Annotated in this window: 24 protein-coding genes; all 24 read right to left on the reverse strand. The window is 65.6% G+C overall.

All coding sequences use genetic code 11. The features are described from left to right. Positions 1-449 precede the first annotated feature (449 nt). Positions 450-3,881 (reverse strand): VWA domain-containing protein, encoded by a 3,432-nt coding sequence (locus KEC57_RS15465; RefSeq protein WP_229385588.1) that lies wholly within the window; start codon positions 3,879-3,881, stop codon positions 450-452. Positions 3,882-4,193: 312 nt separating this feature from the next. Next, positions 4,194-4,412 carry an Rv0909 family putative TA system antitoxin gene (locus KEC57_RS15470; protein ID WP_229385589.1) on the reverse strand — a complete coding sequence of 73 codons (219 nt, stop codon included), beginning with the start codon at positions 4,410-4,412 and terminating at the stop codon, positions 4,194-4,196. 78 nt (positions 4,413-4,490) lie between these two features. After that, entirely contained in the window at positions 4,491-4,988 is a 498-nt protein-coding gene (locus KEC57_RS15475; RefSeq protein WP_229385590.1) for a VanZ family protein, read from the reverse strand. Beyond that, the gene (locus KEC57_RS15480; RefSeq protein ID WP_229385591.1) at positions 4,985-6,823 is read right to left on the reverse strand and encodes a DUF4012 domain-containing protein; all 1,839 of its coding nucleotides are present in this window, start codon (positions 6,821-6,823) and stop codon (positions 4,985-4,987) included. Before KEC57_RS15480 ends, KEC57_RS15475 begins: the two co-directional genes overlap by 4 nt. Before the next feature lie 47 nt (positions 6,824-6,870). Then, positions 6,871-8,241, reverse strand: a complete 1,371-nt coding sequence (locus KEC57_RS15485; protein ID WP_229385592.1) for a sugar transferase — start codon at positions 8,239-8,241, stop codon at positions 6,871-6,873. Positions 8,242-8,487: 246 nt separating this feature from the next. Next, a complete protein-coding gene (locus KEC57_RS15490) occupies positions 8,488-9,609 on the reverse strand; it encodes a glycosyltransferase family protein (protein ID WP_229385593.1) in 1,122 nt (373 codons plus the stop codon). Further along, positions 9,606-10,949, reverse strand: a complete 1,344-nt coding sequence (locus KEC57_RS15495; protein ID WP_229385594.1) for an O-antigen ligase family protein — start codon at positions 10,947-10,949, stop codon at positions 9,606-9,608. The genes KEC57_RS15490 and KEC57_RS15495 overlap by 4 nt, the downstream gene beginning before the upstream one ends. Continuing rightward, entirely contained in the window at positions 10,939-11,730 is a 792-nt protein-coding gene (locus tag KEC57_RS19190) for an acyltransferase (RefSeq protein ID WP_372457075.1), read from the reverse strand. The genes KEC57_RS15495 and KEC57_RS19190 overlap by 11 nt, the downstream gene beginning before the upstream one ends. Next, positions 11,649-12,809: an MATE family efflux transporter gene (locus KEC57_RS15500; RefSeq protein ID WP_229385595.1), complete on the reverse strand. Its 1,161-nt coding sequence runs from the start codon at positions 12,807-12,809 to the stop codon at positions 11,649-11,651. The genes KEC57_RS19190 and KEC57_RS15500 overlap by 82 nt, the downstream gene beginning before the upstream one ends. After that, positions 12,806-13,741: a glycosyltransferase gene (locus KEC57_RS15505; protein ID WP_229385596.1), complete on the reverse strand. Its 936-nt coding sequence runs from the start codon at positions 13,739-13,741 to the stop codon at positions 12,806-12,808. Before KEC57_RS15505 ends, KEC57_RS15500 begins: the two co-directional genes overlap by 4 nt. Beyond that, complete coding sequence (locus tag KEC57_RS15510) at positions 13,738-14,838, reverse strand: acyltransferase family protein (RefSeq protein WP_229385597.1); 1,101 nt, start codon at positions 14,836-14,838, stop codon at positions 13,738-13,740. The genes KEC57_RS15505 and KEC57_RS15510 overlap by 4 nt, the downstream gene beginning before the upstream one ends. A gap of 238 nt (positions 14,839-15,076) precedes the next feature. Further along, positions 15,077-16,270: an elongation factor Tu gene (tuf, locus tag KEC57_RS15515; protein WP_229385598.1), complete on the reverse strand. Its 1,194-nt coding sequence runs from the start codon at positions 16,268-16,270 to the stop codon at positions 15,077-15,079. 154 nt (positions 16,271-16,424) lie between these two features. After that, on the reverse strand, positions 16,425-18,539 hold the full coding sequence (gene fusA / locus KEC57_RS15520) for an elongation factor G (protein WP_229385599.1): 2,115 nt from the start codon (positions 18,537-18,539) through the stop codon (positions 16,425-16,427). A 77-nt stretch (positions 18,540-18,616) separates the two neighbouring features. Further along, entirely contained in the window at positions 18,617-19,090 is a 474-nt protein-coding gene (gene rpsG, locus KEC57_RS15525) for a 30S ribosomal protein S7 (protein ID WP_229385600.1), read from the reverse strand. A 5-nt stretch (positions 19,091-19,095) separates the two neighbouring features. Continuing rightward, positions 19,096-19,464 carry a 30S ribosomal protein S12 gene (rpsL, locus tag KEC57_RS15530; RefSeq protein WP_056223944.1) on the reverse strand — a complete coding sequence of 123 codons (369 nt, stop codon included), beginning with the start codon at positions 19,462-19,464 and terminating at the stop codon, positions 19,096-19,098. Between the two features lie 272 nt (positions 19,465-19,736). Next, a complete protein-coding gene (locus tag KEC57_RS15535; RefSeq protein WP_229385601.1) occupies positions 19,737-20,234 on the reverse strand; it encodes a hypothetical protein in 498 nt (165 codons plus the stop codon). Continuing rightward, on the reverse strand, positions 20,231-21,055 hold the full coding sequence (locus tag KEC57_RS15540) for a hypothetical protein (protein WP_229385602.1): 825 nt from the start codon (positions 21,053-21,055) through the stop codon (positions 20,231-20,233). The genes KEC57_RS15535 and KEC57_RS15540 overlap by 4 nt, the downstream gene beginning before the upstream one ends. Positions 21,056-21,064: 9 nt before the next feature. Further along, positions 21,065-21,295, reverse strand: a complete 231-nt coding sequence (locus KEC57_RS15545) for a hypothetical protein (RefSeq protein WP_229385603.1) — start codon at positions 21,293-21,295, stop codon at positions 21,065-21,067. A 381-nt stretch (positions 21,296-21,676) separates the two neighbouring features. Then, on the reverse strand, positions 21,677-22,321 hold the full coding sequence (locus KEC57_RS15550) for a hypothetical protein (RefSeq protein WP_229385604.1): 645 nt from the start codon (positions 22,319-22,321) through the stop codon (positions 21,677-21,679). Further along, entirely contained in the window at positions 22,302-22,916 is a 615-nt protein-coding gene (locus tag KEC57_RS15555; protein WP_229385605.1) for a hypothetical protein, read from the reverse strand. The genes KEC57_RS15550 and KEC57_RS15555 overlap by 20 nt, the downstream gene beginning before the upstream one ends. Next, positions 22,913-23,722, reverse strand: a complete 810-nt coding sequence (locus KEC57_RS15560) for a hypothetical protein (RefSeq protein WP_229385606.1) — start codon at positions 23,720-23,722, stop codon at positions 22,913-22,915. Before KEC57_RS15560 ends, KEC57_RS15555 begins: the two co-directional genes overlap by 4 nt. A gap of 10 nt (positions 23,723-23,732) precedes the next feature. Beyond that, entirely contained in the window at positions 23,733-25,097 is a 1,365-nt protein-coding gene (locus tag KEC57_RS15565) for a hypothetical protein (protein WP_229385607.1), read from the reverse strand. Continuing rightward, positions 25,097-25,387 carry a hypothetical protein gene (locus KEC57_RS15570; protein ID WP_229385608.1) on the reverse strand — a complete coding sequence of 97 codons (291 nt, stop codon included), beginning with the start codon at positions 25,385-25,387 and terminating at the stop codon, positions 25,097-25,099. Before KEC57_RS15570 ends, KEC57_RS15565 begins: the two co-directional genes overlap by 1 nt. A 70-nt stretch (positions 25,388-25,457) precedes the next feature. Next, a complete protein-coding gene (locus KEC57_RS15575; RefSeq protein WP_229383556.1) occupies positions 25,458-25,745 on the reverse strand; it encodes a WXG100 family type VII secretion target in 288 nt (95 codons plus the stop codon). Positions 25,746-25,820: the final 75 nt, after the last annotated feature.

Genomic DNA, 25,820 nt, shown 5'->3' on the forward strand with positions numbered 1-25,820 from the left:
TAGCACTTCTGCACTGCTTGCGCAGTGCGTTGCTGCACCGCTGTTCTTCTGTCAATCCGGATGCCGCGCCGAAGCGCCGCTCCCGGCATCCGCTTCCTTCCGCACGCTGAGCAGAGCTCCGCAGTGGAAGGATTCGAGATGTGGTGGTTCTGCTGCCCGCGGCCTAGGACCCTGCCCGCCCCGGTGAGGAGCGAGCCACCTATGCACTGCCCTGGCAGTGATCCGGTGCGCACCCAAGAGGGGCGCCGGAATGTGGAACCTCACTAGTCTACGTGCAGCCCGGGCGTGTCGCAAACTCGGGCGTGTCGCGCGACGAGTATCTCGGCCGCTTCTCAGCATTCGGATGCTGCGGGAGTGCAGCATCCGCCGGATCGCGCACCGCGAAGACGCGATCGAGCCCCTCGCACCGGGATGCGAGGGGCTCGATCGTTCATCGACGTGCGAGCGCGTTACAGCAGTGTGGGCTTGCTCTCGGCACGGCGTCGGCGGATCACGACCAGGGTCGAGGCGCCGGCCAGCAGGGCCAGAAGTCCCAGGATCGCGAGGAGCGGTGCGGGCTCTCCACCCGTGGCGGGAAGCGCCGACAGCAGCACCGTGGCATCGTCCGAGTCACGCCCGGGGTCAGTCGGATCCCCGAAGGTGTGGTAATCGACGACGGCCACGTTGGTCAGGACGCTGGCCGTGGATGCCGAGTACACCGTCGCCGCCAGGGTGATGGTCGGGGCTGCCGACGCTCCCCCGTTGTCGGAGCCGGCCGGCTGCAGCGGACCGAAGAGCACGCACTCGAGCGTGCCGCCGTAGCCGGAGCTGTTCTGACCCGTCACCGCGCACGAGTCCCAGTTCGGGAACACCGCGGCGTCGCCCTTGCCGGGCCACGTCACATTTGTGATCTTGAGGTCGGCGGGGATCGCATCCGTCACCACGACGCTTTCGGCAGCCGCGTCATCGCTCACGTTCTCGACCGCGAGGGTGTAGGTGAACGACTTGCCGGGCGCCGTCTTCTCGACGCTGGCGGTCTTCTCGATCTGCACGTCCGAGTGGCGTGCTGCGGAGCAGGTCTCGGTCGCGGCGGGGTAGGACGCCGAGAACGTGAGTTCCGGGTTCACCGTGAAGGTGATGTCGGTGTTGCCGCGCCAGGCGAAGTCGAGCTCGCTCGGGTCGAGGATCAGACCGTTGAACACGTACTCCGACTGCTCTTCCGGCGTCATCACGACGTCGGTTCCCGGCAGGTAGTACGCGGTCGGGGTCGATCCCGGCACGATGTCAGCGGCCACGATCGCACGCCAGCCCGGGTAGTCGATCGAGATGCCCGACGGCGTGAACGCCGTGCCCGGCCAGTCGATCTCATCGCTCCAGCTCGTCGTGCCTCCCGGCTGCGTGATGGCAACCTGGGCGGGCGTCGTCTCCGGCGTCACGTCGGAGTTGTTCGGCACCCAGAGGAACTCCACCGGCTGTCCCACCAGCGAAGCCGACTTGACGATCGTCCAGCCCAGGAGCGGGGCGTCGTTGACACAGCGGGTGTACACGACGGCGGAGATGTCCTTCGTCGTGACGGTGGCCTCGGCGCAATCGTTGTCGGGGTTCGTGTCGACCGTCGCCGATACGCACGCCTCGTTGAGCAGCGTGCTCTCAGGGAGTGCCGGCGGGGTCGGGGCGGGGTCGTCCTCGCCGATGAGCGTCACCGGCGGAACTGCGGCGGGTGCCACCACGACCGAGATCCGGATCTCCACGGACTCTCCCGGAGCCATCGTGGGCGTGCTGAGGGCGACACCATTGCCCTCGCCGACGAACGCGGGGGCGTAGTCGTTGGTCCAGCCCTCCGGCAGCGTGATCCCGGTGACCTGGAGGCGTGCGGGAACCGGATCGGTCACGGCCACGTCGGTCGCGATCGACGAGCCGTGGTTGGTGACGGTGAGCAGGTAGTCGAAGGACTCGCCGGCCTCGAGGGGCGCGGTGACCGGAACATCGCCGATGACGGCTTCCTTCTCGATGCCGACGTCACCGCCGCCCCCGCCGCCGCTCGACTTGTTGACGACCGTGCACGAGACGATGCCGTTGGCCGGCACGTCGACCGTGAAGGATTCTGCGTCGCCCTCGACGGTGGCGTTCACGCAGGTGACGGACTCGGCGGTCCAGCCCTCCTGCTGCACCTCGGCCACCGTGACGGCGCGAGGCTGAGCGGTGCCCGTGAAGTCGAGCGGGAAGTTCACCGAACCTTCGGTGAGCGCTCCGGTCTCGAGCGTCAACTCGTTCGTCATCCCGTCGGGTCCGACGATCCAGTCGCCCTCGGTCGATCCCGTGAAGGACCAGCCATCGGCCGACTCGTCGATCACGACGCCCTCTTCATCGACGGTCTGCTTGATGACCGTGAGGGTGCCACCGCAGTTGCGCGTGGCGATCTCGTGCAGCTTCGATGCGAGTCCGGGGAAGTCGGTGAGGTAGTAGTCCTCGTCCTCGACCGGTCCCGAGACCGCGATGAGGTTGAGGTAGGAGTTCGGCGTGGCCCCGATGCCGATAGCGGCGACCTTCGTGCGGTCTCCTGCCGGGCCGACCTGGTCCTTCAGCGCGTTCGCGGAGAACACACCCTCCTCGACGTTGCGGAATCCGACATTCGTGTCGACGTTGGACGCACCGTCGGTGCCGTAGGTCGTCGGGTCTCCGTCGCTGAGGAACAGGACGAGGTCATACCGCTCGTTCTCGGCGTTGAACGCGACCTCGCGGAACGCGTCGTCCCAGTTCGTGAATCCGGAGCCGCTGGTTCCGAGACCTTCATCGATGACCTGAGCCACCGTGTCCTGGCCCGCTTCGGACTGCAGCGACGTCGAGTCGAGAAGCTTGTACGCGGTCGTGCCGAATCCGTACAGGGCGACAGACGATGCCGTTCCGCCGAGGCCGTCAACGCCGACGAAGTCCGCCGCCGCCGCCTTCATCTGAGCCATCTTGATGTGATCGATCGACCGCGAGGTGTCGAAGACGAGAGCGATGCTGAGCCCGCACGACTCAGGGAAGGCGGGGTTGCTCCGGACGTCGGCGACGCCATCCTGCTTCGTCTTGAGCGTGAACCTGTTCGCCGCCGCATCGGCGTACGCCGCCGTCTCGGCGGTGACCTCGACGACGCCGTCGGACACCGGACCGGTGAAGAACATGTACGGGCTGGCGGTCTTCGGGTCGGTGTGCTGCCCTGTCGCCACCTGGGTCAGCCGCGACCAGCCTGCCGGCGCGGTGCCTTCGATGATCCAGTAGCCGTGCAGCGTCGCACCGGAGCCGCCGGTGAGAGCGGGCACCGCGATATCGCAGTAGCCCGTAGCGTCGGTCGTGCAGGTGTAGGGCGATGTCGCGTCGATGCTCGGCTGAGCCGCACGCGCACCGGCCACCGCGTAGAAGCTCGCTCCGGCAAGCGTGCCGACGGTGCCGTCCGAAGCACGCTGGCTGAGCTTCTTGATGCGGAGCGTCACCGGTTCAGCCGGGACCGCATCCTCGACGGGCGGTGCGGCGAGCCTCGCGCTGGCGCTCGCGTCGCCCTGATCTGCATCGTCAGACTCGGCGACCGGGGCGGCAGGCTCCTGGCTCGCGTCGGCGGACTGCTCCGTCGGCTCGCCGGGCTCGCTCGCCTCGGGGGCTGCGGTGGCCGCATCCGTTGCGGCCGCAGCGGCATCCGGGATCGTTCCGTCGGGCGCCGGTTCGGTCGCAGGTGCGCTCACGTCCGGCGTCGGCGTCGCGCTGGCGACGGCCGGAGCCTGAGACGGATCCGTGGTCGCCGCGACCGCGGCGGAGATGCCGCCGAGCGCAAGCGCGGCGACGAGAACACTGGCGAGGCCGCCCGCGAACCACCGACGGCGTCGCGCTTCGTGTCGCGCCAGCTCCCGGCGAGATCGAAGCACGCCGATCCCCGAGTCCCCAGTCTTACGGAATCCACGCATGACGAATTCTTCCCGTCCCCAATGACTGGCATGCCCGCCTAGGAGTCAGTGATCCCCAGGTGACGCCGCAAACGCGGAGCGAAGGTCCCGAACCCTCGCGATGCCGTGCCCCACGCTAGCATGACGACCCCACGCCGCAGGATTCGGATGTCGGCTGTGACATACGTTTTACATTCGACGTGCCGCCCGCGGAATCCGCGATCGCTGCGCGCGACGCGATGAGAGCGACCCGGGTCCCCCGGGCCGCTCTCATGATCTCGCACTCAGTGCGAGCTATTCGTGACCGACTGCACCGTCGACACTGCCCCGAACGCCATCGACCTTGTCGTGGTGCTCCTCGGGGACGACCTTCTTCGCAAGGTCGGCCGCTCCGTCGAGCACCTTGTCGCTGATGTCTTCCGCCTGCTCAGACTTCAAGAACTCCGAGACCTTGTCCTTGTTCTGCTCGTAGAGCTCTTTGCCTTGGTTGACCAGATCGTCGAAACCCGCCATCGCGCACTCCTTCATCCGCCCCGGACGAGACGTCATCTGCCATTCTGTCGGGGCGGATGCCGTGGCAAAAGACCGCACTCAGCGCGAAGATGCCGCCTGCATGACGTCGTGGCGTTCGATGACCTTGTCGTCGCGGGCCTTGACGACAGCGCGCAGCAGGACCGCGGCGAACACTCCGATGGTCGCGCCGATGGAGTTGGCGATGACGTCGTTGATCGTCGAGACCCGCTCATCGAGCAGGTACCGCTGCGCGAGTTCGATCACGCCTGACAGCGCCGGTCCGAGCAGCAGCGCGACGGGCCACCACTTCAAGGGCACGATGAGTCCGAACAACAGGCCCACGGGAACGAAGAGGAGCACGTTCGCCGCGGACTCGATGAAGGAGTAATCGACGAACGCGGGAACCCCGCGCTCGTGCATCTCGGCTATCGCACGGTCGAGGATGCCCTCGACCGGCTTGTCGATCGGGCTCGGCCAGAACACGACGAACGCGAGGAAGGCCCCGTATCCGACTGCCAATGCCGCGATCAATGCGTGTCGTGGACCGCTGGTGCTCGGCAGTCGGTCGATGCTCACCCGAACAGCCCCTCGCAGCTGGCATCGATCGTGACAGGCGTCTGGGTGACCGTCGGGGAATACCGTACCTCGAGCGGGCCGAGCTCCCCTTCGGGGATCGTGCTCGTGAACGACACGGTCTTGGTCTCGCCCATGGGGACCAGCATCGTCACGCTCTTCCCCTCGCGCCCGACCTCTGCTCCTGTTCGGGTCCACTTCGCGAAGTCGCCGCTCTCGGGATCGCTCGTGATCGTTCCGCCCGGAAGCGCGTACGAGAAGACATCGAGGATCATCGTCGTGCGCGGCAGCCCGAGACTGGCGTTGCGCCACGCCAATGTGTAGCCGCTCAAATCCGAGCCCGGGATCGAGTTGGTCATCGACAGCGTCGTGGTGATGGTGCGCGCCTGGGCGTCGCACGTGACCGACGTCGCGGTCGAGAGGTAGTACTCGAGCTTCGAATACGACGCATCGTTGAGGAAGACGCCGACCTGGGTCGATGCGGCGGTGTCGGTCGCGAGCGCACCGTCGATGTTCTGCTCGGCCACCATCGCCTGCTCGGCCGGTCGCGCGAACCAGGCGTAGATGCGCTGCTCCGCGACTCCGCGCTGCACCTGAGTGATCATGGTCATCGGGTCCCACGCTCCGGACGAGACAGTGTCGAACACACGACCCGACACGTCCGCGAAGTACGCGTCGGCGGCAAGGCCGTCCAGGCCGAACCTCTCGTAGGTCTCACTCAAGAGCAGCTGAACAGCGTTCTCGGAGGTGAGCTGTGAGCCGTCATCGAGCGGGATCGGCCCGGTCGCCGCCAGCATGTAGGAGAGCACCACCGGGTCGAGCGATATCACCCCGTCGATGTCACTTCCCATCGACTGCTGCCAGAGCGTGCTGTACATCTGAGCGGTGGTCGGGAAGTCGGCGAGGCGGGGGTAGTTCATGGTGTTGCTTGTGATGTCGCGTTCGAACATCGCACGCGTCGCGTCGGGCAAGTCCTGATCGGCGCGGCCGGTGATGCCGTCGATGAGGAACTCGGCGACCTGCTCGTCTTCAAGCTTGGTCACTCGACCGTTGTCGATCTCGATCACGGTCGATGTCGCACCGTTGCCGCCGGTCGCGCGGATCTCGGCATTGTTCTGGAAGAGGACGATGTAGCGGCGCGGACCCTCCGATCCAGCGAGTTGCAACGCAACTGGCAGATACTGCTCCGCGGTCTCGAGCAGTGGGCCGGCCTGGCCGACGACGTCGATGAGCTGCCCGACAGCATCGTCGACGATCGGCAGGAGCGCGGCTCGGTCGATCCCGGTGACCTTCCCTTGCGCCTGAGCGAGCACAGTCTTGATCTGTGGCAGCGTCTGTTGCGCCTGCTGCAAGGGCGCGAGATTGATACCGCCCCCTTCGACTTTGAGCTGGTCGGGCGACATCATGCCGAGCAGCTCGATTCCGGGCGGCAGGGCATCGCGCACGATGAGGTGGGTCGCCTCGGTTGCGAGCTTTACAGCGGCGACGTTCGCACCGACGACGGGAAGAGCGGATGCTGCGTCCCACAAGGGACCCTGCACCGTGGCATCGGCTTGGGTGGTGAGTTCGAGAACCTCGGTGCCCACTGCCTGCAATTGCGCTGTGTCGCCGGCTTTGTAGGCGTCGGTGAGGGAGCCGAGCTTCTCCTTTGCGGCAAGCAGGTCGTCGCGCACTTCGAGCGCCTGCAGGGCGAAGACGCCGCCTACCGCGCCCACTGCGCCCAGGACGACGAAAGTGCCGAGAAGCACCCACGGCCAACGGCGTCGGCGCTGCGGCGCCGGGGCGTGGTTGCCGGCGCGACCTTGACGGTAGCGCCCGGGGGGAGGCTTTCGGGACACCAGTGGATGCTATCGGGGCGGGCCTGTGACAGCGCCGTGAGACGCGCTCAGTGGGCTGACTCCCCCGGCGCGATGACCGCCCGGATCGTGCGGAAGAGGATCTGGATGTCTTGAGTGAACGACCAGTTCTCGACGTAATAGAGATCGAGACGAATCGCGTCGTCCCACGAGAGCTTCGAACGGCCGCTCACCTGCCACAGCCCACTCATTCCGGGCTTGACGAGCAGCCGGCGGTGCGCGTCGTCATCATAGAGGGCCACTTCGGCCGCCCGCTGCGGCCGTGGCCCCACGAGGCTCATCTCCCCAAGGAAGACATTGAACAGCTGCGGGATCTCGTCGATCGAGTGCTTGCGCAGGAAGCGACCGACCCTCGTGATACGCGGGTCGTCCGTGACCTTGAAGAGCGGCTGGTCGGTCGTGCCCTGCACATCGAGCAGACTCGCGAGCTGGTCGTCGGCGTTCGCGATCATCGAGCGGAACTTTCGCATGCCGAACTCACGTCCACGGCGCCCGATGCGCGTCTGCTGATAGAAGATCGGCCCAGGGCCGTCGACTCTGATGGCGATCGCCGTGACGAGCATGATCGGCGAGAACACTGCGATAAGCAGTGTCGCGCCGATGATGTCGAACGTCCGTTTGGCGAACCGCTTGTAGCCCTCGAGCACGGGGAACTCCACGTGCACGAGCGGCAACCCGGCGACGGGTCGGGCATGAATCCTCGGACCTGCTACGTCGGTGAGCGCAGGGGCGACGACCCAGTCCACATCGCGGTCGGCCATCTCCCAACCGATACGACGCATCGCCTTCGGGTCGAGGGCATCGGCGGACGAGACGATCATCGTGTCAGCGCTCAGTGACTCCACAGCGGCACTGGCGGAGGTGAGTCCACCGACGACGGGGACCCCTGCAAGCGACTGATGGTCCTGCGAAGGTGTGAGCGCTCCGACGATGATGTATCCCGAGTCGGGTGTGCGCTGAATCTGTCCGATGATGTGCGCCACCTTGGCGGGTTCACCGAGGACGATCGCCCGGTAGACGTACTTGCCCTGTCGTTGGTGGCGGCGCAGCCACTGACGCCAGAGCCATCTCGACGTGACCAGGAGAATCAAGCCGACTGGCAGCGCGACGATGAAAAGCGACCGCGCAACATCCATCCTCGCGAAGAACGCAATGGCCACAAGAAGCGCGAACACCGCGAGCGTGGCGTTGACGAGACGTCTGTACTCGGTGATCCCATGACCCACGATGTGGCGATCGCGTGTATCGATGACGTCGAGTCCGAGCAACCAGAAGACGGCGACGAAGACGAGCAGACCCCAATATGGGAGAACGAATCCGCCCGGCCAAGACACCGGCTCCGAGATCTCATCGAGAGCCACCACCGAGTAGACCGCGAATGTGAGCGCGATTACTGCCACGTCGGTGTAAAACAAGCGACTCGCGTACCGTCGCGGCCAATCGTTCCGGCGGTCTCGGATACCTCCGCTGACTCGGATCGGCTGCCGGTGCAGGGAACGCGTCTCGGGTCCAGTCAACTCGTCCACGAGACCGGGCCTACCCGCCTTCAGTTCCACTTCTCCCCAACCAAGCTCTTTTCACGCCTTCTGTAGCGATGGCTCAGAAAGCGGATTCCCCCGGCTAGGGTAACCCATCGGGTCGATCACTCAGTACTGGGTGGAGTAGAGCTCAAGTAGTGCACTCGCTGACCGGGCCCAATCCCAGGCATAGTCAGGGACGCCGGGACCGGTATCGGAGGTGCTCTCGCGCGCGGCAAGTTCGAGTAGCGAACGCAGAGCGAAGCCACCGGTGTATGAGACGTGTGCCGGAAGCCAGTCCCGCGAGTTGCCATTGGGCACCGACACCACGCGAGTTCCCAGATGCGCCGCCTCGAGATCCACGAGGCTCTGCACTTCCACCCATGATGCGTTTACAAGTGTGCGCGAATGGGCGATCAATTCCAACGCGGTTGCGTGATCAACGGGGCCTCGATAGTCCGCAAAAGGCGACGTTCGGGTGAGCTCGGTGAACTGCCGGCCATACGTCGAATCAGGATCACCCAAGGAGCCGACAAAGACGACCGACGTCCTGTGATCGTGAGCCTCGCGGGCCAACTCGAGCGAACGCTTCCGGGGCTCGATTCTGCCGACCGCGATGATCGGAATCTCGCGATTGGCCCAAGCAACGAGATCAGCGTGATCTGGGCGATCCGGTTTCCCATTTGGGACCAGAACCGCGTTCTTACCCGACCAACCGGTGTCAACGGTGAGGTCGGTGCCCTCCCCTGGAGCGAGAAGGGCCACGTGACCGCTTCTGTCGAGCGCATCACCGACTCGACGCCAGAGTCCAGGTACGAGAGTCGACGTCTTGAGAGCGTTATCGACAGATGTCCGCCGCTCGTTTGCCGTCTGGGAGGCACGTTGAGTTCGGACGGCGGTCGCCATCCACTCACGAGCCGCTTCCGGCATGATGCGATCGACCGCTGACCTCACCCCGCGTCCGCGTTCTGCGCCTCGCATCCGCCTCACCCGGATCAACGAGTGGTGAATCGGCGAGACGATGGTCGGCCGTGCGCCGGCGAGCTGCATCGTGCGGAGAAAGTCGAACGGCCTGTCCACGTTGACGTAATGAATCAGGGCGTTATCGCGCAACTCCATCGCCGGATGGAACGGGACGACCCGAAGGTCCACGCGGCCAGCGAGGTGCCGTTCATACTGCTGGACCTGCTCGACATCGCCGCCGAACTTGACGTTCGCGTCTGATCGCACCACGACATCGACAGTGATCATGCGTCCGACCCTTCGAGGTCCGACCGCCGACGACTCGGCGCATCGAGCCAGGCGACCGCGACGAGGAACCAGAACAGCACCATCGGCCTGAGGGCGAAAAGCAAGTCGATGACCGCCGACCCGATGAGCAGAGTCGTGAGGACCGCCAAAATCCACACACGCGCGCCCTGGACCGAGCGATAGAGCCAGTATCCCCAGGCGGCCAGGCCTGCAAGACCGAATTCGACGACGATCCGGAGGAAGGACCCATCGACGGACGGGCCTGCGAAGGAGGGACCCAACCCGAAGAACACAGCGAGAGGCGAAGCCGCGATCGCTGCGATCAGCAGCTGCCACCTGAAGAATCGAACGACGTTGCTGACGTCGTCGATGAGCGCACCCTGAAGTACGACGTCGATCTGCCCATAAGCGACGCGGCCAAAGTCCTCCGCCGTCGCAGGCGGCGGAATGGACTGCGAGAAGCGTTGCGCATCTTCCCAGGCCGCAAAGATGCTCGTCCCTGCGAGCCGATCGACCACCGGTGCCCCAAACCAGGTCACGGTCGCCACCGAAACCACCAGGAGCCCGCCACCGACCAGAAGCACCGTGGCGCGATGATTGCGCCAGAGCCCGGACAGTGTCCGCGCGACTGCCTTTCGAACTCCGAGCAGAAGCACCACCAGACCGAACGCGACCGCGACAATCGATACCCGCGATTGAGAAGCAACCAATCCTGCGAGTGCCACCACCGCGAGCACATACTGGCGTCGGAAGAGCCAGAAGCAGGCGAGCATCGCGCAGATTGCACCGAGCTCGTATGGGCCAGCGGTCAAACCCGCCGCCCGCTCGTACGTGAATTTGGAGAACCCGATCGGAATTCCCGCGATCTGAAGCATGCCGACCGAAGTCTGAAGCACGGTGACGGCGCCGAGCATCAGCACGATTCGGCGGGTGCGACCGGCAACGGTTCGAAGTCCGAGCAAGACGGCCGGCAGAACGATCCAGTACTCGAGAGGCCGCAATGCGTAGAGCAGGCTCGGCGCGATCTCGACACGGCCGCTGATGACTCCGAGAGTCGCACTGATCAGACCGACGGCCAGCACTCCTGCAGTGGCGATCAGCATTCCGGTGCCCAGAGTGTCGCGGATTCGCCGCCAGCCGGAGACCGCGACGAAGATGGCGAGCGCGACGAAGATGACATCCTCGAGGCGGATTGAGGAGGAGGCGAACGGAATCAGCTCGACCCTCGGCCCGATCAGGAGCCATGCAACGGCGAGAAGTACTGCGATGTCGATCGAAAGCCAGTCACGCCACCGGGACCGGCGTGACGAAGAGCGATCTGTGGGAGCGTCAGACGCCATCAGTCGCGCCTCGGTCGATTCGTCGCGCGGGAACTCCGACCAGTGTGGAACCGTCCGGGAAGCTCTTGGTGACCACAGCGCCAGCGCCTACCACGCAATTCGACCCGAGGGTCACCCCGTCCAGCACTGTCGCGCGGTGACCGATCCACGTCCCAGAGCCGATCGAGATTCCGCGCCGCGTGACTTCACTTGCACTCACGCCAGCTTCTGTCACATCGTGATTCTCCGCAATCAGAGTTACGCCAGCGCCGAATTGGCACCGTGGTCCGATCTCGATCGGACCTCCGACTCCGATGACGCTGTAGGGCCCGATATACGTGCCTTCGCCGATCGATAGGCTTTGGCCCGGGTTGTACGGACTTGACGCGCATTGAATCCACGCGTTCTCCCGGATCGTCACACGATCCCCGATCCGAATCCCGTCGAGCGACAGGGCGAGCACGCGCGACCGGTCGCCGAGATAGAAGCCTCTACCGACTTCGATGCATCGGGCGTACTGCACGCTCACACCGCGCCCTACGAACAGCGGAAACCGTGCTCTCTTGAACCTGAGCCCGTACCACAATCCCCGAATGGCTGGAAAGACTCCCTTACGCGCGTACCAGCCGAGGAGAGCGGCCGGTGACACGTTGGCCATGCCATCGCTTTGCGCAACCGGTCGCACCCGATTTACGAGGCGGCTCACAATCGTGGTCAAAGTCATCTCCCCTTGCGCCCGGCAACCACCGCGATCAGGGTGGCGGACCCATAACTGACGATCGCGGGTATCCCGAGTGCCCATGCGGGCGCCCCTGGCCACTGGACGCCCAAAATGAGCGACATCGACACGATCAATACGACCGCAATCACCGACGCTACATTGACTGCTCGATTGCGTCCATTCCAGCTCTGCCGAGCAGCGACGAGCGTGAACAAGGCGCCGAGCAAGCCCGCCACAGACGTCACAATGAAGGCATAACGTGTCGCATCAAAACCGGCCCCGAAGAGCAATGGCGTGAGCGCGTAGCCCAACAGTGCTCCGACCGCCGCGCATATAGTCAGCCCTGCAACCACGCCAGCGACGACACGTCGCCCCGCACGCACGACAGTGCCCTCAATGGTGAGCGCCACGAGCAACATCACGTTGATGGCAAGCTTGGCCACTGAGTACTCGCCGAGGACGGCTGTAGGCACGAACCAAGCGAAGACGATCGTGTCTGCGTTCGCGACGAGGATCGGAAGAAGTCCGACCGGCGAGAGCACGAGTATTCTACGCGTGACATCGAGAGCGGGTACGGTGCGATCGCGATCTCGGCGTCGAAACGATGCACCGACAAGCCCTCTGAGAACCTCTGAGACGGTTGTGACGGCGATCGATGCCGTGACGGTCATCTGCTTGACGACGAGAAGGATCAGCGTCGCCACCGACTCGAACAATGCGGGAGTCGACGACAGGGCGGCAACTCGCTTCCGTTTCAGGGCGGACTGGGCCTCTGCGAGTTCGGTCTGGGTGAGGAGCTGGACCGGGGAGATGGCCCAGGCTATGAGCAAGCCGACGATCACAGCCACGGACATCGATCGTGCGCCGACTGCGACAAAGCCGATGGTTGCCAGCCCCGCGGTTCCGTAAGCGAGCGCGACCATCCGCGGTGCCTTCAGATGCACACGCATGCCTCGTTCGGACCGCACCTCGTAGTACGCGTACCTCACCCCCAGCGCGGCACACGCGAGGATGATGGTGAACGCCGCGCCGAAGTATCCCACCTCTCCTCGCCCGCTGGGGCCCAGAGCTTGCGCCTTCCATGGCGTCAGAAGGAAGGGAAGCGCCGCCGCGACGATCACAGTCGCCGTCAGGCCGATCTGGCCCCGAGAGTCCGTCATCGTGCCCGCTTTGCGCGCGCCCGGGCGGTCGCCGCAACACTGGAACTGATCAGGAGACGTGCCCACACCGCACTCCAGACGAGCGCGCGATCGATCGGCGAGATCGAGAGATTCTTGCGGTAGTAGATGTACATCGCGTCGTGAAACGCGCGGTTGCTTTTCCACGAGCGCGGGAATCCGCTTGAGACTCCTTTGACATGAATCGACGGGCGCCGCTCGACGATCGCAACCGCTCGGTTCGAACGCTGAGCGCGGAGGCAGAGCTGAAGATCCTCTCCGTACATGAAGTAGTCGCGGTCGAAGATGCCTTCTTCGACATTCTGTAGCTGCGGCGCGACCAGCATGAGTGCACCAGTCGTCGCCTCCACACGTGTGATCGCGTGCCCCGCGACGAGCTCTCCCCCGGCGGTCGACTCGATCTGGTTGTATCGGAACTTCGAAGGGACCAACTTCCCCAGGATCGAATAGAGGGCACCCGTCGTCACTGTCGGCAAGCGACGTCGCGACGCGGAATCCTCGATGCCCTCCGTCGAAACGAGCGTCGACGTCACGATGCCGGCTTCTTCTCCCAATCCTTGGAGTACTTCGATCATGTCCAGAAGGGCGTCAGCGTCGAGCTGTACGTCCGGGTTGAGGCAGAGCGTCGGGAGCGTCGGGTCATCGAAGCTATCCCGCGCCTCCCAATGCCCACCCGCGAACCCCGTATTCGCCGCGCGCAGGACACGACCCCGAAGCCCCGATTCCGCCAAGAGCTTCCGAGCGGTCTCCGCAGACTCATCTGCGCTTGCATTGTCGACAAGAGTCACCGATGCGATACCAGCTCGATTCGCCACCATGCCGTCGAATAGCGCGGGCAGAGTCGACTCGCTGTTATACATAACGACAATGACGTTGGCTCTCGCGCTGCGCGGTCTGTCGCAGTGTTCCGTCATGAGTCCCCTCCTGGAGAAGCCTGGTCATTGTTCGCGCGCTGGCCTGTGGGCCGGCCTTCCGCGACAGCTGTCTCGACACGCTCCGGCCGGCTCGCTGGCGTACCGCGCGGGGGCCATTCGAATAGCAGGCGCACCGCGGGCACTCGCTCCGATGCGAATGCCAACGCGGTCGTGCCGGCCGCGGTGACGGCGAGCGACGTCGTCACTATCGACCACGCGGACATGCCTGTGCCGTCCGCGAGCATTCTGACCGAGAACAGGACGATGGGCCAGTGAGCTAGATAGAACACGATGGATTGCCGGCCGACGTACGCGAGCGGCGCCAGTATTGGCGCCCGCTGGCACATTCTGACTAGTCCGGCCAATCCGACGAAGAACCAGAACGCCACAACCACATTCCACGGGGCGGCCGGAAGTCTGACCGGAACGCCGAGCACCGGAAGCGCCGTGAGAACGCCCACAGAGACGACGGCGAGCACATTGAGAGCGAAGGAACCGCTCATACGATCCATCGCGGCGGGAATCCTCCCGGCGAGTACGCCGACGAAGAAGAACACCGCGAAGCGCCAGAAGACCTCCCACTGCCCATCCATTGGTATCGCGTAAAGGACCAGCGAGCAAGCAACCGGAACGAACGCGTGGGTCTTGGAGACGAGGAGCGCAATGACGTAGAAGAGGAAGAGGTATGCGAGGAACCACAGATGCTCGATCGGGTCGTAGACGATCCGAAGAAGGCTCGTGAGCGGTGAGACATCCCAGGCCAGGAAGTACCCGCCAATTGCGAGTAGCGCCACCATGATCAGTGACCAGATCACGTACGGGTACGCGATCAGACGCACCTTGCCATTGATGTATCTGGCTGACCCCTTACGCAGGGATCGAGGAACGAGTAGTCCCGACAGGAAGAAGAGCAGAGGCATCCGAAGCCCCTGCACCGTCTCCAGGAATCCGGTCAGCCGGGTGAACGTGTGACCGGAGTACGCCTCTGTCACCGTCACCACGTGAAAGACCACGACGAGCACGATCGCCGTGCCCCGCATCAAATCGACCCACGTGGCGCGAGTCGCCGACGGCCGGCCGTCGAGCGCCGAAAACATGCCGCGAGCCATCTAGAGGGAGCCTTCTTGACGGGCATCATGAACAGTCGATCGCGACCTATCTACGGGAGCTGATAGGCCGCCATACTTCTTGCGTGTCCCCGTGCGGAGAGCATTCGGCACGATGCCCGGCTGCGTCCCCGACACGCCATTCACCACACACCCCAGATTGTGCTCATAAGAAAAGCAGAGGGGGCCGGGCGGATGCCCGACCCCCTCCGAAACAGCTAGTCGAAGATTACTTCAGGATCTTCGTGACCGTGCCGGCGCCGACGGTGCGGCCACCCTCACGGATCGCGTAGCCGAGGCCCTCTTCCATGGCGATCGGCTGGATCAGCTCGACTGCCATGTCGGTGGTGTCGCCGGGCATGACCATCTCGGTGCCCTCGGGCAGCGTGATGACGCCGGTGACGTCGGTGGTGCGGAAGTAGAACTGCGGGCGGTAGTTCGTGAAGAACGGGTTGTGACGGCCGCCCTCTTCCTTGGACAGGATGTACGCCGTGCCCTCGAAGTTGGTGTGCGGGGTGACCGAACCGGGCTTCACGACGACCTGGCCGCGCTCGACGTCGTCACGCTTGGTGCCGCGCAGGAGCAGACCACAGTTCTCGCCGGCCCATGCCTCGTCGAGCTGCTTGTGGAACATCTCGATACCCGTGACGATGGTCTTCTGCGTCGGGCGGATGCCGACGATCTCGACCTCGGAGTTGATCGCGAGGGTACCGCGCTCGGCGCGACCCGTCACGACCGTGCCACGGCCGGTGATGGTGAAGACGTCCTCGATGGGCATGAGGAACGGCTTGTCCTTGTCACGCACCGGGTCGGGGATCGACTCGTCGACGGCTTCCATGAGCTCGACGATCTTCTCGACCCACTCGGCGTCGCCCTCGAGCGCCTTGAGGCCCGAGACGCGAACGACGGGGGCGTTGTCGCCATCGAAGTCCTGGCTCGAGAGCAGCTCGCGAACCTCGAGCTCGACGAGCTCCAGGATCTCCTCGTCGTCGACCATGTCGCTCTTGTTCAGCGCGACGAGCAGGTACGGCACGCCGACCTGCTTGGCGAGCAGAACGTGCTCACGGGTCTGAGCCATCGGGCCGTCGGTGGCGGCGACCACGAGGATCGCGCCGTCCATCTGAGCGGCACCGGTGATCATGTTCTTGATGTAGTCGGCGTGGCCCGGCGCATCGACGTGCGCGTAGTGACGCTTCGGGGTCTCGTACTCGACGTGCGAGATGTTGATCGTGATGCCGCGCTGACGCTCTTCGGGAGCGGAGTCGATCGACGCGAAGTCACGCTGCACGTTGGTGGCCGACGGGTACTTGTCGGCGAGCACCTTCGAGATCGCTGCGGTGAGCGTGGTCTTGCCGTGGTCGACGTGACCGATCGTTCCGATGTTCACGTGCGGCTTGGTGCGCTCGAACTTGGCCTTAGCCACTGGGTCCTCCTCAGGACGTTCGTGTAGAGGTTTCCGGACGCTGGTGTGCGCCGGATCTCTACGGGGATTTCTCTAGCTTAGTAGAGAGATTTCGATTGAATCTGTGTGAAGTTGTGAGCGGATGCCGGGGCCTGGGCCCCGGCATCCGAAAGGGTTATTCGCCCTTGGTCTTCTGGACGATCTCGTCCATGACGGCACGCGGGACCTCTGCGTAGCTGTCGAACTCCATGGAGTAGACGGCGCGGCCGGAGGTCTTCGAGCGCAGGTCGCCGATGTAGCCGAACATCTCGGACAGCGGCACGAGAGCCCGCACGACCTTGACACCCTGAGCGTCTTCCATCGACTGGATCTGCCCACGACGCGAGTTCAGGTCGCCGATGACGTCGCCCATGTACTCCTCGGGAGTACGCACCTCGACCGACATGAGCGGCTCGAGGATGACGGGGTTGGCCTTGCGGACAGCCTCTTTGAAGCCCATGGAGCCGGCGATCTTGAACGCCATCTCGGACGAGTCGACGTCGTGCGATGCGCCATCCATGAGGATCGCCTTCACGCCCACCATGGGGTAGCCGGCGAGCACGCCGACGTTCATGGCGTCCTGGAAGCCCTGGTCGACCGGAGCGATGTACTCGCGCGGGATACGGCCACCGGTGACCTTGTTCTCGAACTCGTACGTCTTGTCGGCTGTGACCTCGAGGGGCTCGATCGCGAACTGGATCTTCGCGAACTGACCCGAACCACCGGTCTGCTTCTTGTGCGTGTAGTCGTGACGCTCGACGGCCTTCTTGATCGTCTCGCGGTACGCGACCTGCGGCTTTCCGACGTTGGCCTCGACCTTGAACTCGCGCTTCATGCGGTCGACCAGGATGTCGAGGTGAAGCTCGCCCATGCCCTTGATGACGGTCTGACCGGTGTCGGAGTTCTGCTCGACGCGGAACGTCGGGTCCTCCTCGGCGAGCTTCTGGATCGCGAGACCCAGCTTCTCCTGGTCGGCCTTCGTCTTGGGCTCGATCGCGACCTCGATGACCGGCTCGGGGAACGTCATCGACTCGAGCACGACCTGGTGCTGCGAATCGCAGAGCGTGTCGCCCGTAGTCGTGTCCTTGAGGCCGATGACCGCGTAGATGTGACCCGCGGTGACCGAGGGCACCGGGTTCTCCTTGTTGGCATACATCTGGAAGATCTTCCCGATGCGTTCCTTCTTGGACTTCGTCGAGTTGACGATCTGCGCACCGGAGTCGAGGTGACCGGAGTACACGCGGATGTAGGTGAGACGACCGAAGAAGGGGTGCGTCACGATCTTGAACGCCAGGGCCGTGAAGGGCTCCTCGCGGTCGGCGTGACGCTCGATGATCGTCTCTTCGTTCTTCGGGTCGTGCGCCTCGATGGCGGGCACGTCCAGCGGCGAAGGCAGGTAGTCGATGACCGCGTCGAGCATCGGCTGCACGCCGCGGTTCTTGAACGCCGAACCGCACAGCACGGGGTAAAGCTCGCTGTTGACGGTCATCTTGCGGATGGCGCCCTTGATCTCGGCGACCGTGAGGCCCTCACCGCTGAAGTGCTTCTCGAGAAGCACCTCGTCGGACTCGGCCACGGTCTCGAGGAGCAGCTCGCGGTACTTGGTGACGACGTCGGCCATGTCGGCCGGGATCTCCTGCACGTCGTACTTGGCGCCCATGGTGACATCACCCTTGGAGTCGCCCGCCCAGACCAGCGCGCGCATCTCGACCAGGTCGACGACACCGACGAAGTCGTTCTCGACGCCGATCGGCAGCTGGATGACCAGCGGCTTGGCCTTGAGCTTGTTGATGATCGTGTCGACCGTGAAGTAGAAGTCGGCGCCGAGCTTGTCCATCTTGTTGACGAAGCAGATGCGCGGGACGTCGTACTTGTCGGCCTGACGCCACACCGTCTCGGACTGGGGCTCGACGCCCTCCTTGCCGTCGAAGACGGCAACGGCGCCGTCGAGGACGCGAAGCGAACGCTCGACCTCGACCGTGAAGTCGACGTGGCCGGGGGTGTCGATGATGTTGATCTGGTTCTTGTCCCAGAAGCACGTCACAGCAGCAGAGGTGATCGTGATGCCACGCTCCTGCTCCTGCTCCATCCAGTCGGTGGTCGACGCGCCGTCGTGCGTCTCGCCGATCTTGTGGTTGGTTCCCGTGTAGAACAGGATGCGCTCGGTCGTCGTCGTCTTGCCGGCATCGATGTGCGCCATGATGCCGATGTTGCGGACCTTGTTGAGGTCGGTGAGCACGTCTTGTGCCACGGGGTTTCCTTACGTGTGGTGACGGATGTCGCGGGTCCGCCGCTCCCGTGGGGTGCACGGGAGCGGCGGAAGAGCTGTTACCAGCGGTAGTGCGCGAAGGCGCGGTTCGACTCGGCCATCTTGTGGGTGTCTTCGCGGCGCTTGACCGCGGCACCCAGGCCGTTCGAGGCATCCAGGATCTCGTTCTGGAGACGCTCGGTCATCGTCTTCTCACGACGACCCTTCGCGTAGCTCACGAGCCAGCGGAGCGCGAGCGTGTTGGCGCGGTGAGGCTTGACCTCGATCGGCACCTGGTAGGTCGAGCCACCGACGCGGCGGCTCTTGACCTCGAGGGTCGGGCGGACGTTGTCGAGCGCCTTCTTGAGCGTCGCGACGGCATCCTGCCCGCCGTTCTTGGCCTCAACACCCTTGAGGGCGGTGTAGACGATCGACTCGGCGATGGACTTCTTGCCGTCCACGAGGATCTTGTTCACCAGCTGGCTGACGATCGGAGCACCGTATACCGGGTCGTTGACGACGGGGCGCTTGGTGACGGGACCTTTACGAGGCATCTGACTCAGCCCTTCTTTGCACCGTAGCGGCTGCGAGCCTGCTTACGGTTCTTGACGGCCTGGGTGTCGAGCGCACCGCGGACGATCTTGTAGCGGACACCGGGGAGGTCTTTCACACGACCGCCTCGGACGAGGACGAGGGAGTGCTCCTGCAGGTTGTGGCCCTCGCCGGGGATGTAGGCGGTGACCTCGGAGCCGTTGCGGAGCTTGACACGGGCGACCTTGCGCATCGCCGAGTTGGGCTTCTTGGGGGTGGTCGTGTACACGCGGGTGCACACGCCCGCCTGCTGGGGGTTCGACTTGAGTGCGGGCGCCTTGGTCTTGGTGACCTTGGGCGAGCGACCCTTGCGAACCAACTGCTGAATGGTTGGCACGTTCTCTCCTTGTTGTGCTGCGCGGTCCGGTCTTGCTCCGCACAGTGCTGCACGGTGACAGCGTTCGTGTTCTCACCCGCAGCGTCCGGATCTTGCGATTCGTGACGCGGCGGGCTCACATTCACCCACCGGCGAGGCATGATGGTGCCGCGCGTTCTGTGGTGGATATGCCGTGGGGGCGACCTGTTCGCAGGCCGATCCCTGAGATGTGGTGCTCCGCGCCATCCGCAGCGCCGAGGCGCGGCTGACGGCGCGCAAGAGCGCACACCCGATCAATGATACGTGGGATTGCCAAGTCCGCCAAACGAGCGGATGCCGGGGCCTCTGTCAGGAGGCGGGAAGCTGCCAGCGCAGGGTACTGAGGATGACGTCCCCGGTCTCGAGCAGCAGCTCGGTGCGGACTGCCGCGGATGGCGCGTCCGCTTCGTCCGATGGCGCGACGCGCGCGCGGCTTCACCTACCGCCGCGAACAGCACGTCGGCGTCGATCACGCGCGCATTGACTGCCGCCGGATCGTGGTCGTTGGTAGCGACGTAGCAGACCCAGTCGCGCGCCACGCCGAGCCACTCGATGCGCGGCATCGCGGCGGGCTCGGCGTCGGCCTCGCTGCGAACGACCGGGGCGATTGTCTCGGCGTCCGGACGGCCTCGCGTCGCTTCGCCGGCGATCCACTCCGCCCACTGCGCGGCGTCCGCCCACCGGGTATCGACGTAGTCGAGCGGAACGCGGATCCAGAGATCCGCGTCGTACTCGACGCTCACCTGGTTCACGAGGCGTCTCCTGCCCACACGACCGGCGGATTCTTGCGCCGGAGGCGCCGGGCATCCTGCGCGCGGATGATCCCGCGCTCCTCGAGGACCGTCAGCGTCAGCTCGTACGACTTGTCGCCCGCGCCGCGCTCTGCGGGACTCAGTTGGCGGGCGACGTTCGCCCACCACTCGGCCACCGGATCCACCCATACTGCGGGATCCACTCCACCGGCGTCGGCGACTCCCGCCCAGTACTCGCGTTCGACCCGCCGGGCGCGGACCCACAGCACGAGCACGCCGACGATGGACAACACCAGCATGACCATGCCGATGATCGGCACGAGCGGTTCGTAACGATCCACGTCGTCCCAGTTGAAGAGGATGTAGACGAGCGTCAACGCCCAGATGACCGCGAAGGCGCTGAAAAGTCGGGACCCACGACCCCGCGGATTCAGATACTTCGACGCGAGTTGATCGCGACTGATCACGACGCTGCAGACGAAGGCCGCGACGGCCCAGACGCCGACCCAGATCGCTCCCTGATCGACGTCCAGCGCCGGCCGACCGTTGCGCGGCGACGGCAACACCATCGCAGGCACGAGAGCTCCGAAGATCGCCACGAGAACCACCAGCGTGGTGTGACCCCGGCGCGGACCGGCAGGACGAAGAGGGAGCTCAGCCCGATTCGCCGTCGCCGAATCGAGACTGGCCGTCATCCGCGGCACCGCGGCGAGGAGCGCCTGGCGCGAGGCCTCCACCACAGCGTCCAGCCGCTTCACACCTGCGAGCTCGGTCGACCGCCGATCGATCTCGGCACGGACGGTCGATTCCAGATCAGCCATGGTCACCTTCTACCGCGCGAGCGGGTTGAAATCGAGGAACGGAAGGTCGGACAGCGTGGGGAGCTCGCCCCCGGCCCAGCCCACACCGACACTGGCGGACTGCTCGCTGCCGTAACCGAGGTTGAACACGTCGAAGCCTTGGATGACATTTCCCGGCGAGGCGACATCCGTCACCCAGTTGAGGGCGGCGATCCTGGGGGCGCCGCTCGTCGGCCACGCCGAGAAGATCCGCTCCGACATCGACAGCGCCTGGCCGTCGAGCTGCGACCCACCCGACCGGATGGCGTTCCACGCCTGGCTGCCCCACCCGCCGATGCTGTTGCGGAGGAAGTCGTCGGCGAGACCCGTGGCCCGCGTCGCGCGCGCCGCCTGCCCGCCGCCTGCCCGCCGCCGATCGCGCCCGCGCCCGCGATCGTGCGAAGCCCGTCCTCGACCGCGTTGCGCCGCTCAGCGGCCAATCCCTGAGATGTGAGGCTCCGCGCGATCCGCCGCGCCGAGGCGCGGCGGACGGTGCAAGGTCGCACACCCGATCCATGACACGTGGGTTTCGGGGGCCGGGCAAACGCGGAGGTGGATGCCGGTGGCTCGGCACTCCTGGCGGCTCCCGATCCGCGACGCAGGTCACGCCTTCGGCGGCAGCCAGCGCATCGTGCTGAGGATCAGATCGGCGGCGTCCAGCAGGAGTTCGGTGAGCGACGCGTCGGTGGCGGCATCTGCATCCCGCTCCGACTGGGAACCCGGGTCGAGCACGGTGAAGACGAAATGGAGCGCGCGCGTCGGGCGCTCGCCTTCGGGCACCGGAACGACGAAATGGCGCGCGCGAGAGTGCACGACGGGTTGTTCGGCGTCCTCGAAGCGCTCCTCACGTGTCCACACCCACATCGCCGTCTCGGCGAAGTCCGCGATCGCGATGGGAGCCCCCTTCGCGAGGCGGTTGAGCGCACCACCCCAGTCGGCTCCTGCGGGCAGCACGAAGGACGAGACCGTGAGCACCGCCGGTATCGCGTTGCCATCGACGAGCGGGGGCAGATACGCCTCGAGGACGTTCGCCCGCAGCATCGAGCGGTGCTGCATCGCCGCCAGCGATCGCAGCTGAAGGAGCAGGTCGGGCCTTCCGAGGCTCTTCAGCCGCTCTGCGGCGACCTCGGTCAGCTCGGTGCTCAGCGCTTCGGGCGCGACCCTGCGCCAGCCGGGCGGGCAAAGGATCCGGAACGGCGTCGGGGTCGGGCCGGTGCCGGCGAGTTCGTCACGGAGTGAGATGGCCATCGCCTCCCGCCTCCCAGGACGCGTCGAGAGCGGCCGCACCGAAAGAATGGAACAGGAAGTCGATGTGCGGCTCGCGCTGGTTGGAACGCTCCGGGGTGATGTCCTGCGTCACCGCGTAGCACACCCATCGCTCGCCGATCCCCAGCCATTCCACCTGCGGCATCGCAACGGGGTCCGCGTCGTCTCGCGGGACCATGACGAGGGTGCGCCGGCGAACCGCACTGGCGAACCCCTCGACGACGAGTGCGTCGACCACCGGCATGAGCGCGACCGGTTCGAGCTCGGGGAGCAGCTCCTCGGCGAGCGTGCCGTCGGCGACCCGCAGCTGGACGAAGACATCGACGAAACCCGAAGGATCGCCATCGATCGGGAAGAACCAGAAGCGACCCCACACGTGGGCCGCAGGATGAAGCGCGATCGACAGCGCGTTATCACGGATCTCGGCGCGCATCGCCGACGCCGTCGGACGACCGGCGGTCGCGGTGTCTGCCAGCCACTCGGCCCATGCGTGCGCGTCGTGCCACCGGGTGTCGACGTAGTCGAGCGGCACCCTGATCCAGGTGTCGGGGTCGTAGTCCACGTTGACCTCGTTCACCCGGAATCTCCTGCCCAGACAAGCACCGGGCTACGGCGCTGCAGCCGACGCGTGTCGGCAGGACGGGTGATGGCGAGCCGCTCCATGCCGTCCAACGCCGCAGCATACGACTGCTCGGCGAGGGTGGCCTCACGCCCGGACATCCGGGAGGCGGCATTGGCCCACCAGTCGTCCACGGGATCGGTCGCGATCGCTGTGGCAGACGGCGCCGAGGTGCGATCGGTCCGGCGCGCGCGCAGCCACAGCACGATCATGCCGCCGAGCGCGAGGGCGAAAAGGGCGACACCGATGTAGGGCAGGATGCCGTCCGACAGCGCGTCCTCCCAACTCGCGATCATGTACACCAGCACGATCAGCCAGATGATGGCCAGCGTGAGATACACGCGGCGCGCATCGCCCCTGGTCTGCACGCCGAGGTACTTGGAGCGCGGGCGATACGACTCCTGCGACGCGAGCAGCGCGATGCCGACGATCGCCACTAGCCCCACCCAGAGTGCCCCCTGGCCGACGTCGAGCGCAGGACGCCCGGTGCGCGGCGACGGGAACACGAGAGCGGGCGCGATGATCGCGAACAGCAGGCCGACGAGGATCGCCGCCTCTCGTCCACTCTCGAACGCCGCGCCCGTCGGACCATCAGCCGCTCGCAGCTCGTCGCGGCGGTGCTCCGCCGCCGACAGCCCCACCGCCATCCGCGGAACCGCGACGCACAGCGCCAGCCGCGAACCCTCGACGATGGCACGGGAACGGCGGAGGGAGGCGAGGGTGCCACGGTTCGCCTCCAGCTCGGCGAAGACGGATTCTTTCATCGTTGCCATCTCAGAGCGGCCTCGCGAGCGGGTTGTCGAGCCCGGGAAGATCCGACAGCGTCGGAATGTCGATGCCGAACGGCGACGCGATGGCGCTCACGCTCTGCTCGAGCCCATAGCTGAAGTTGAAGACGTTGACACCCTGCAGCCACCCGGCCGTGCCGGCCTCCTGCGCCCAGCGGGTCGCCACGATCCGTGCGCTGCCGCTCGTGGGCCACGCCGAGCCAACGCGTTCCGACATCGACAGCAGCGTACCGTCGAGCTTTGCGCCGCCGGAGCGGATCGCGTTCCACGCCCCACGCCCCCAGCTCCCGGTACTCTCCGACAGGAAGCGGTCCGCGATCCCGCCGGCATTCGCCGCACGCGCCGCCTGACCGCCGTTCACCCCGCCGGCGCCGGCGATCGTGCGCAGTCCGTCCTCGACCGCATTGCGGCCGACGTTGAGCACGCTCCGGGTCGCCGTGCTGCCACCGGCAGCCGAGATGAGTGCCGGGAAGAACCGCGTTCCGCCCTTCAACGCCTTCACAACCCCTCCGCCGAACGGGACGAGCGCGACGAGGTCGAACGCGATGTCCCAGCCGTTTACCCGATGCGACCCTGCCGCCATCATGCTGACGTGGATCACCAGCGTCGCGAGGGCAGCGACCGTCGCGACGGCCAGCGCGATGAGTGCGATCGGTCCGGTTGCGACGATCGCGATGATCACGGCGATCGTACCGATGACGGTGAGGACGCCGGCCAGACCGTCGAAGAAGTCCTCCCACGGGTTGTCGCTGATCCCGCTCGCGTCGTACGCCTCCTGCAGGTCATGGACGGCTCTGTTGTATGCGTCGAGCCACGTCGAGCAGCCGCTCTCGAACGACTCCCACAGATCCTCCAGCTCGGCCGCGCGCGCCCGCTCAGTCGCTCGCGCGTCGGACGCGTCCTGCTCAGCCGTGTCGACATCGCCCTGGGTGGTGTCAGGACTCCACGACATCGCATTGAGCGTGTCGCCGGCGGCCCACTCCGCGTCCTCGCGGTCGCTCACGGCTGACGCGTGGCGATCGAAGGCGACCAGGATGGGCTCGACGAGCGGGTTCACCACCCGCTGCGCATCCCGCAGCCCGATCGAGTACTCGACCAGCACCGGTCCGGTGCCGGAGTATCGCTCCGCAGCCTTCTTCAGCTCGCCCGACAGCTCTCCGGCGGACTCCCGGGCGGTGTCGACCGCCTTGGACTTGTACTTCGTGGCGTTAGCGAGCTTGCTCAGCTCATCGGCCGTCCAGGTCATCCGACTGCCCATGCGCTGGTACTCGCGTCCGGCGGATTCCAGTGTGTCGGCATCCCCCGCCATGCGGACGAGCTCGAACCCGTACCGCGGTGATGTGATCCCCATCAGTGGTCCTTCGCCAGCTCTGCATCGGTCCGACGGAGTCCGTCCGCGATCTCTTTGAGGTGCTGATACACGGTATCGAGGTCTTCTGAGAGGACTTCGCGATTGCCGTCCCACCCGGACTCGAAATCGGTCAGCTTGTCGCGCAGCCCGGCGCGCCCCTGTGGCGCTCCCGCAGCTCCGGACACGCCGCGGGTGCTGTCACCCAGCGACTCGAACTCGGTCTGGAACGACTTCAATCGTGCGACGACCAGATCGAGATCGTCGAGGTCGACATCGACATCGTCTGCCATGGCTGTGCCCCTCAGGCTAGCGAGTGGATGCCGCGGGCCGGGGCCCGCGGCATCCACTCGGCCGAATCAGTCAGTTGCCGGCGAGTGCCTGGTCGGTGTCCTTGATCGCCTGCTGCATCTTGCGCAGCGACTCACCCATGTCGGAGATGCCCTCGATGGCCTTCTCCAGACCCGTGGTCAGCTCCTGGTAGCCCTCACCGAACTTGCCCGACGCGTGCTGCGTCTTGAAGTCGTCACCGAGAAGACGGTCCACATCGCTCTTCAGACGACGCAGCACATCGCCGATCTCCTCACGACCGCTGTCGAGCTTGCCCGACATGGCCTCCATCTCGCCATAAGAAGCCTTGAAATCCGCCATGTCACGATCCTCTCGAAAACCACGGGCCCGATCAGGCCCGCCCACAGGCTAACCCGAACCCCCACCCCACCCCCA

Origin of the sequence: Microbacterium allomyrinae (assembly GCF_020682705.1) — a bacterium.
Classification (GTDB): Bacteria; Actinomycetota; Actinomycetes; order Actinomycetales; family Microbacteriaceae; genus Microbacterium; species Microbacterium allomyrinae.

Excerpts from the sequence above, each read along its gene's own strand:
- KEC57_RS15470 (WP_229385589.1), bottom strand. The coding sequence starts at position 4,412 with ATGGCGGGTTTCGACGATCTGGTCAACCAAGGCAAAGAGCTCTACGAG.
- KEC57_RS15490 (WP_229385593.1), bottom strand. The coding sequence starts at position 9,609 with ATGATCACTGTCGATGTCGTGGTGCGATCAGACGCGAACGTCAAGTTC.
- KEC57_RS15495 (WP_229385594.1), bottom strand. The coding sequence starts at position 10,949 with ATGGCGTCTGACGCTCCCACAGATCGCTCTTCGTCACGCCGGTCCCGG.
- KEC57_RS19190 (WP_372457075.1), bottom strand. The coding sequence starts at position 11,730 with ATGGGCACTCGGGATACCCGCGATCGTCAGTTATGGGTCCGCCACCCT.
- KEC57_RS15500 (WP_229385595.1), bottom strand. The coding sequence starts at position 12,809 with ATGACGGACTCTCGGGGCCAGATCGGCCTGACGGCGACTGTGATCGTC.
- KEC57_RS15505 (WP_229385596.1), bottom strand. The coding sequence starts at position 13,741 with ATGACGGAACACTGCGACAGACCGCGCAGCGCGAGAGCCAACGTCATT.
- KEC57_RS15510 (WP_229385597.1), bottom strand. The coding sequence starts at position 14,838 with ATGTTTTCGGCGCTCGACGGCCGGCCGTCGGCGACTCGCGCCACGTGG.
- rpsG (WP_229385600.1), bottom strand. The coding sequence starts at position 19,090 with ATGCCTCGTAAAGGTCCCGTCACCAAGCGCCCCGTCGTCAACGACCCG.
- KEC57_RS15540 (WP_229385602.1), bottom strand. The coding sequence starts at position 21,055 with ATGGCTGATCTGGAATCGACCGTCCGTGCCGAGATCGATCGGCGGTCG.
- KEC57_RS15545 (WP_229385603.1), bottom strand. The coding sequence starts at position 21,295 with ATGTCGGAGCGGATCTTCTCGGCGTGGCCGACGAGCGGCGCCCCCAGG.
- KEC57_RS15550 (WP_229385604.1), bottom strand. The coding sequence starts at position 22,321 with ATGGCCATCTCACTCCGTGACGAACTCGCCGGCACCGGCCCGACCCCG.
- KEC57_RS15560 (WP_229385606.1), bottom strand. The coding sequence starts at position 23,722 with ATGAAAGAATCCGTCTTCGCCGAGCTGGAGGCGAACCGTGGCACCCTC.
- KEC57_RS15565 (WP_229385607.1), bottom strand. The coding sequence starts at position 25,097 with ATGGGGATCACATCACCGCGGTACGGGTTCGAGCTCGTCCGCATGGCG.
- KEC57_RS15570 (WP_229385608.1), bottom strand. The coding sequence starts at position 25,387 with ATGGCAGACGATGTCGATGTCGACCTCGACGATCTCGATCTGGTCGTC.
- KEC57_RS15575 (WP_229383556.1), bottom strand. The coding sequence starts at position 25,745 with ATGGCGGATTTCAAGGCTTCTTATGGCGAGATGGAGGCCATGTCGGGC.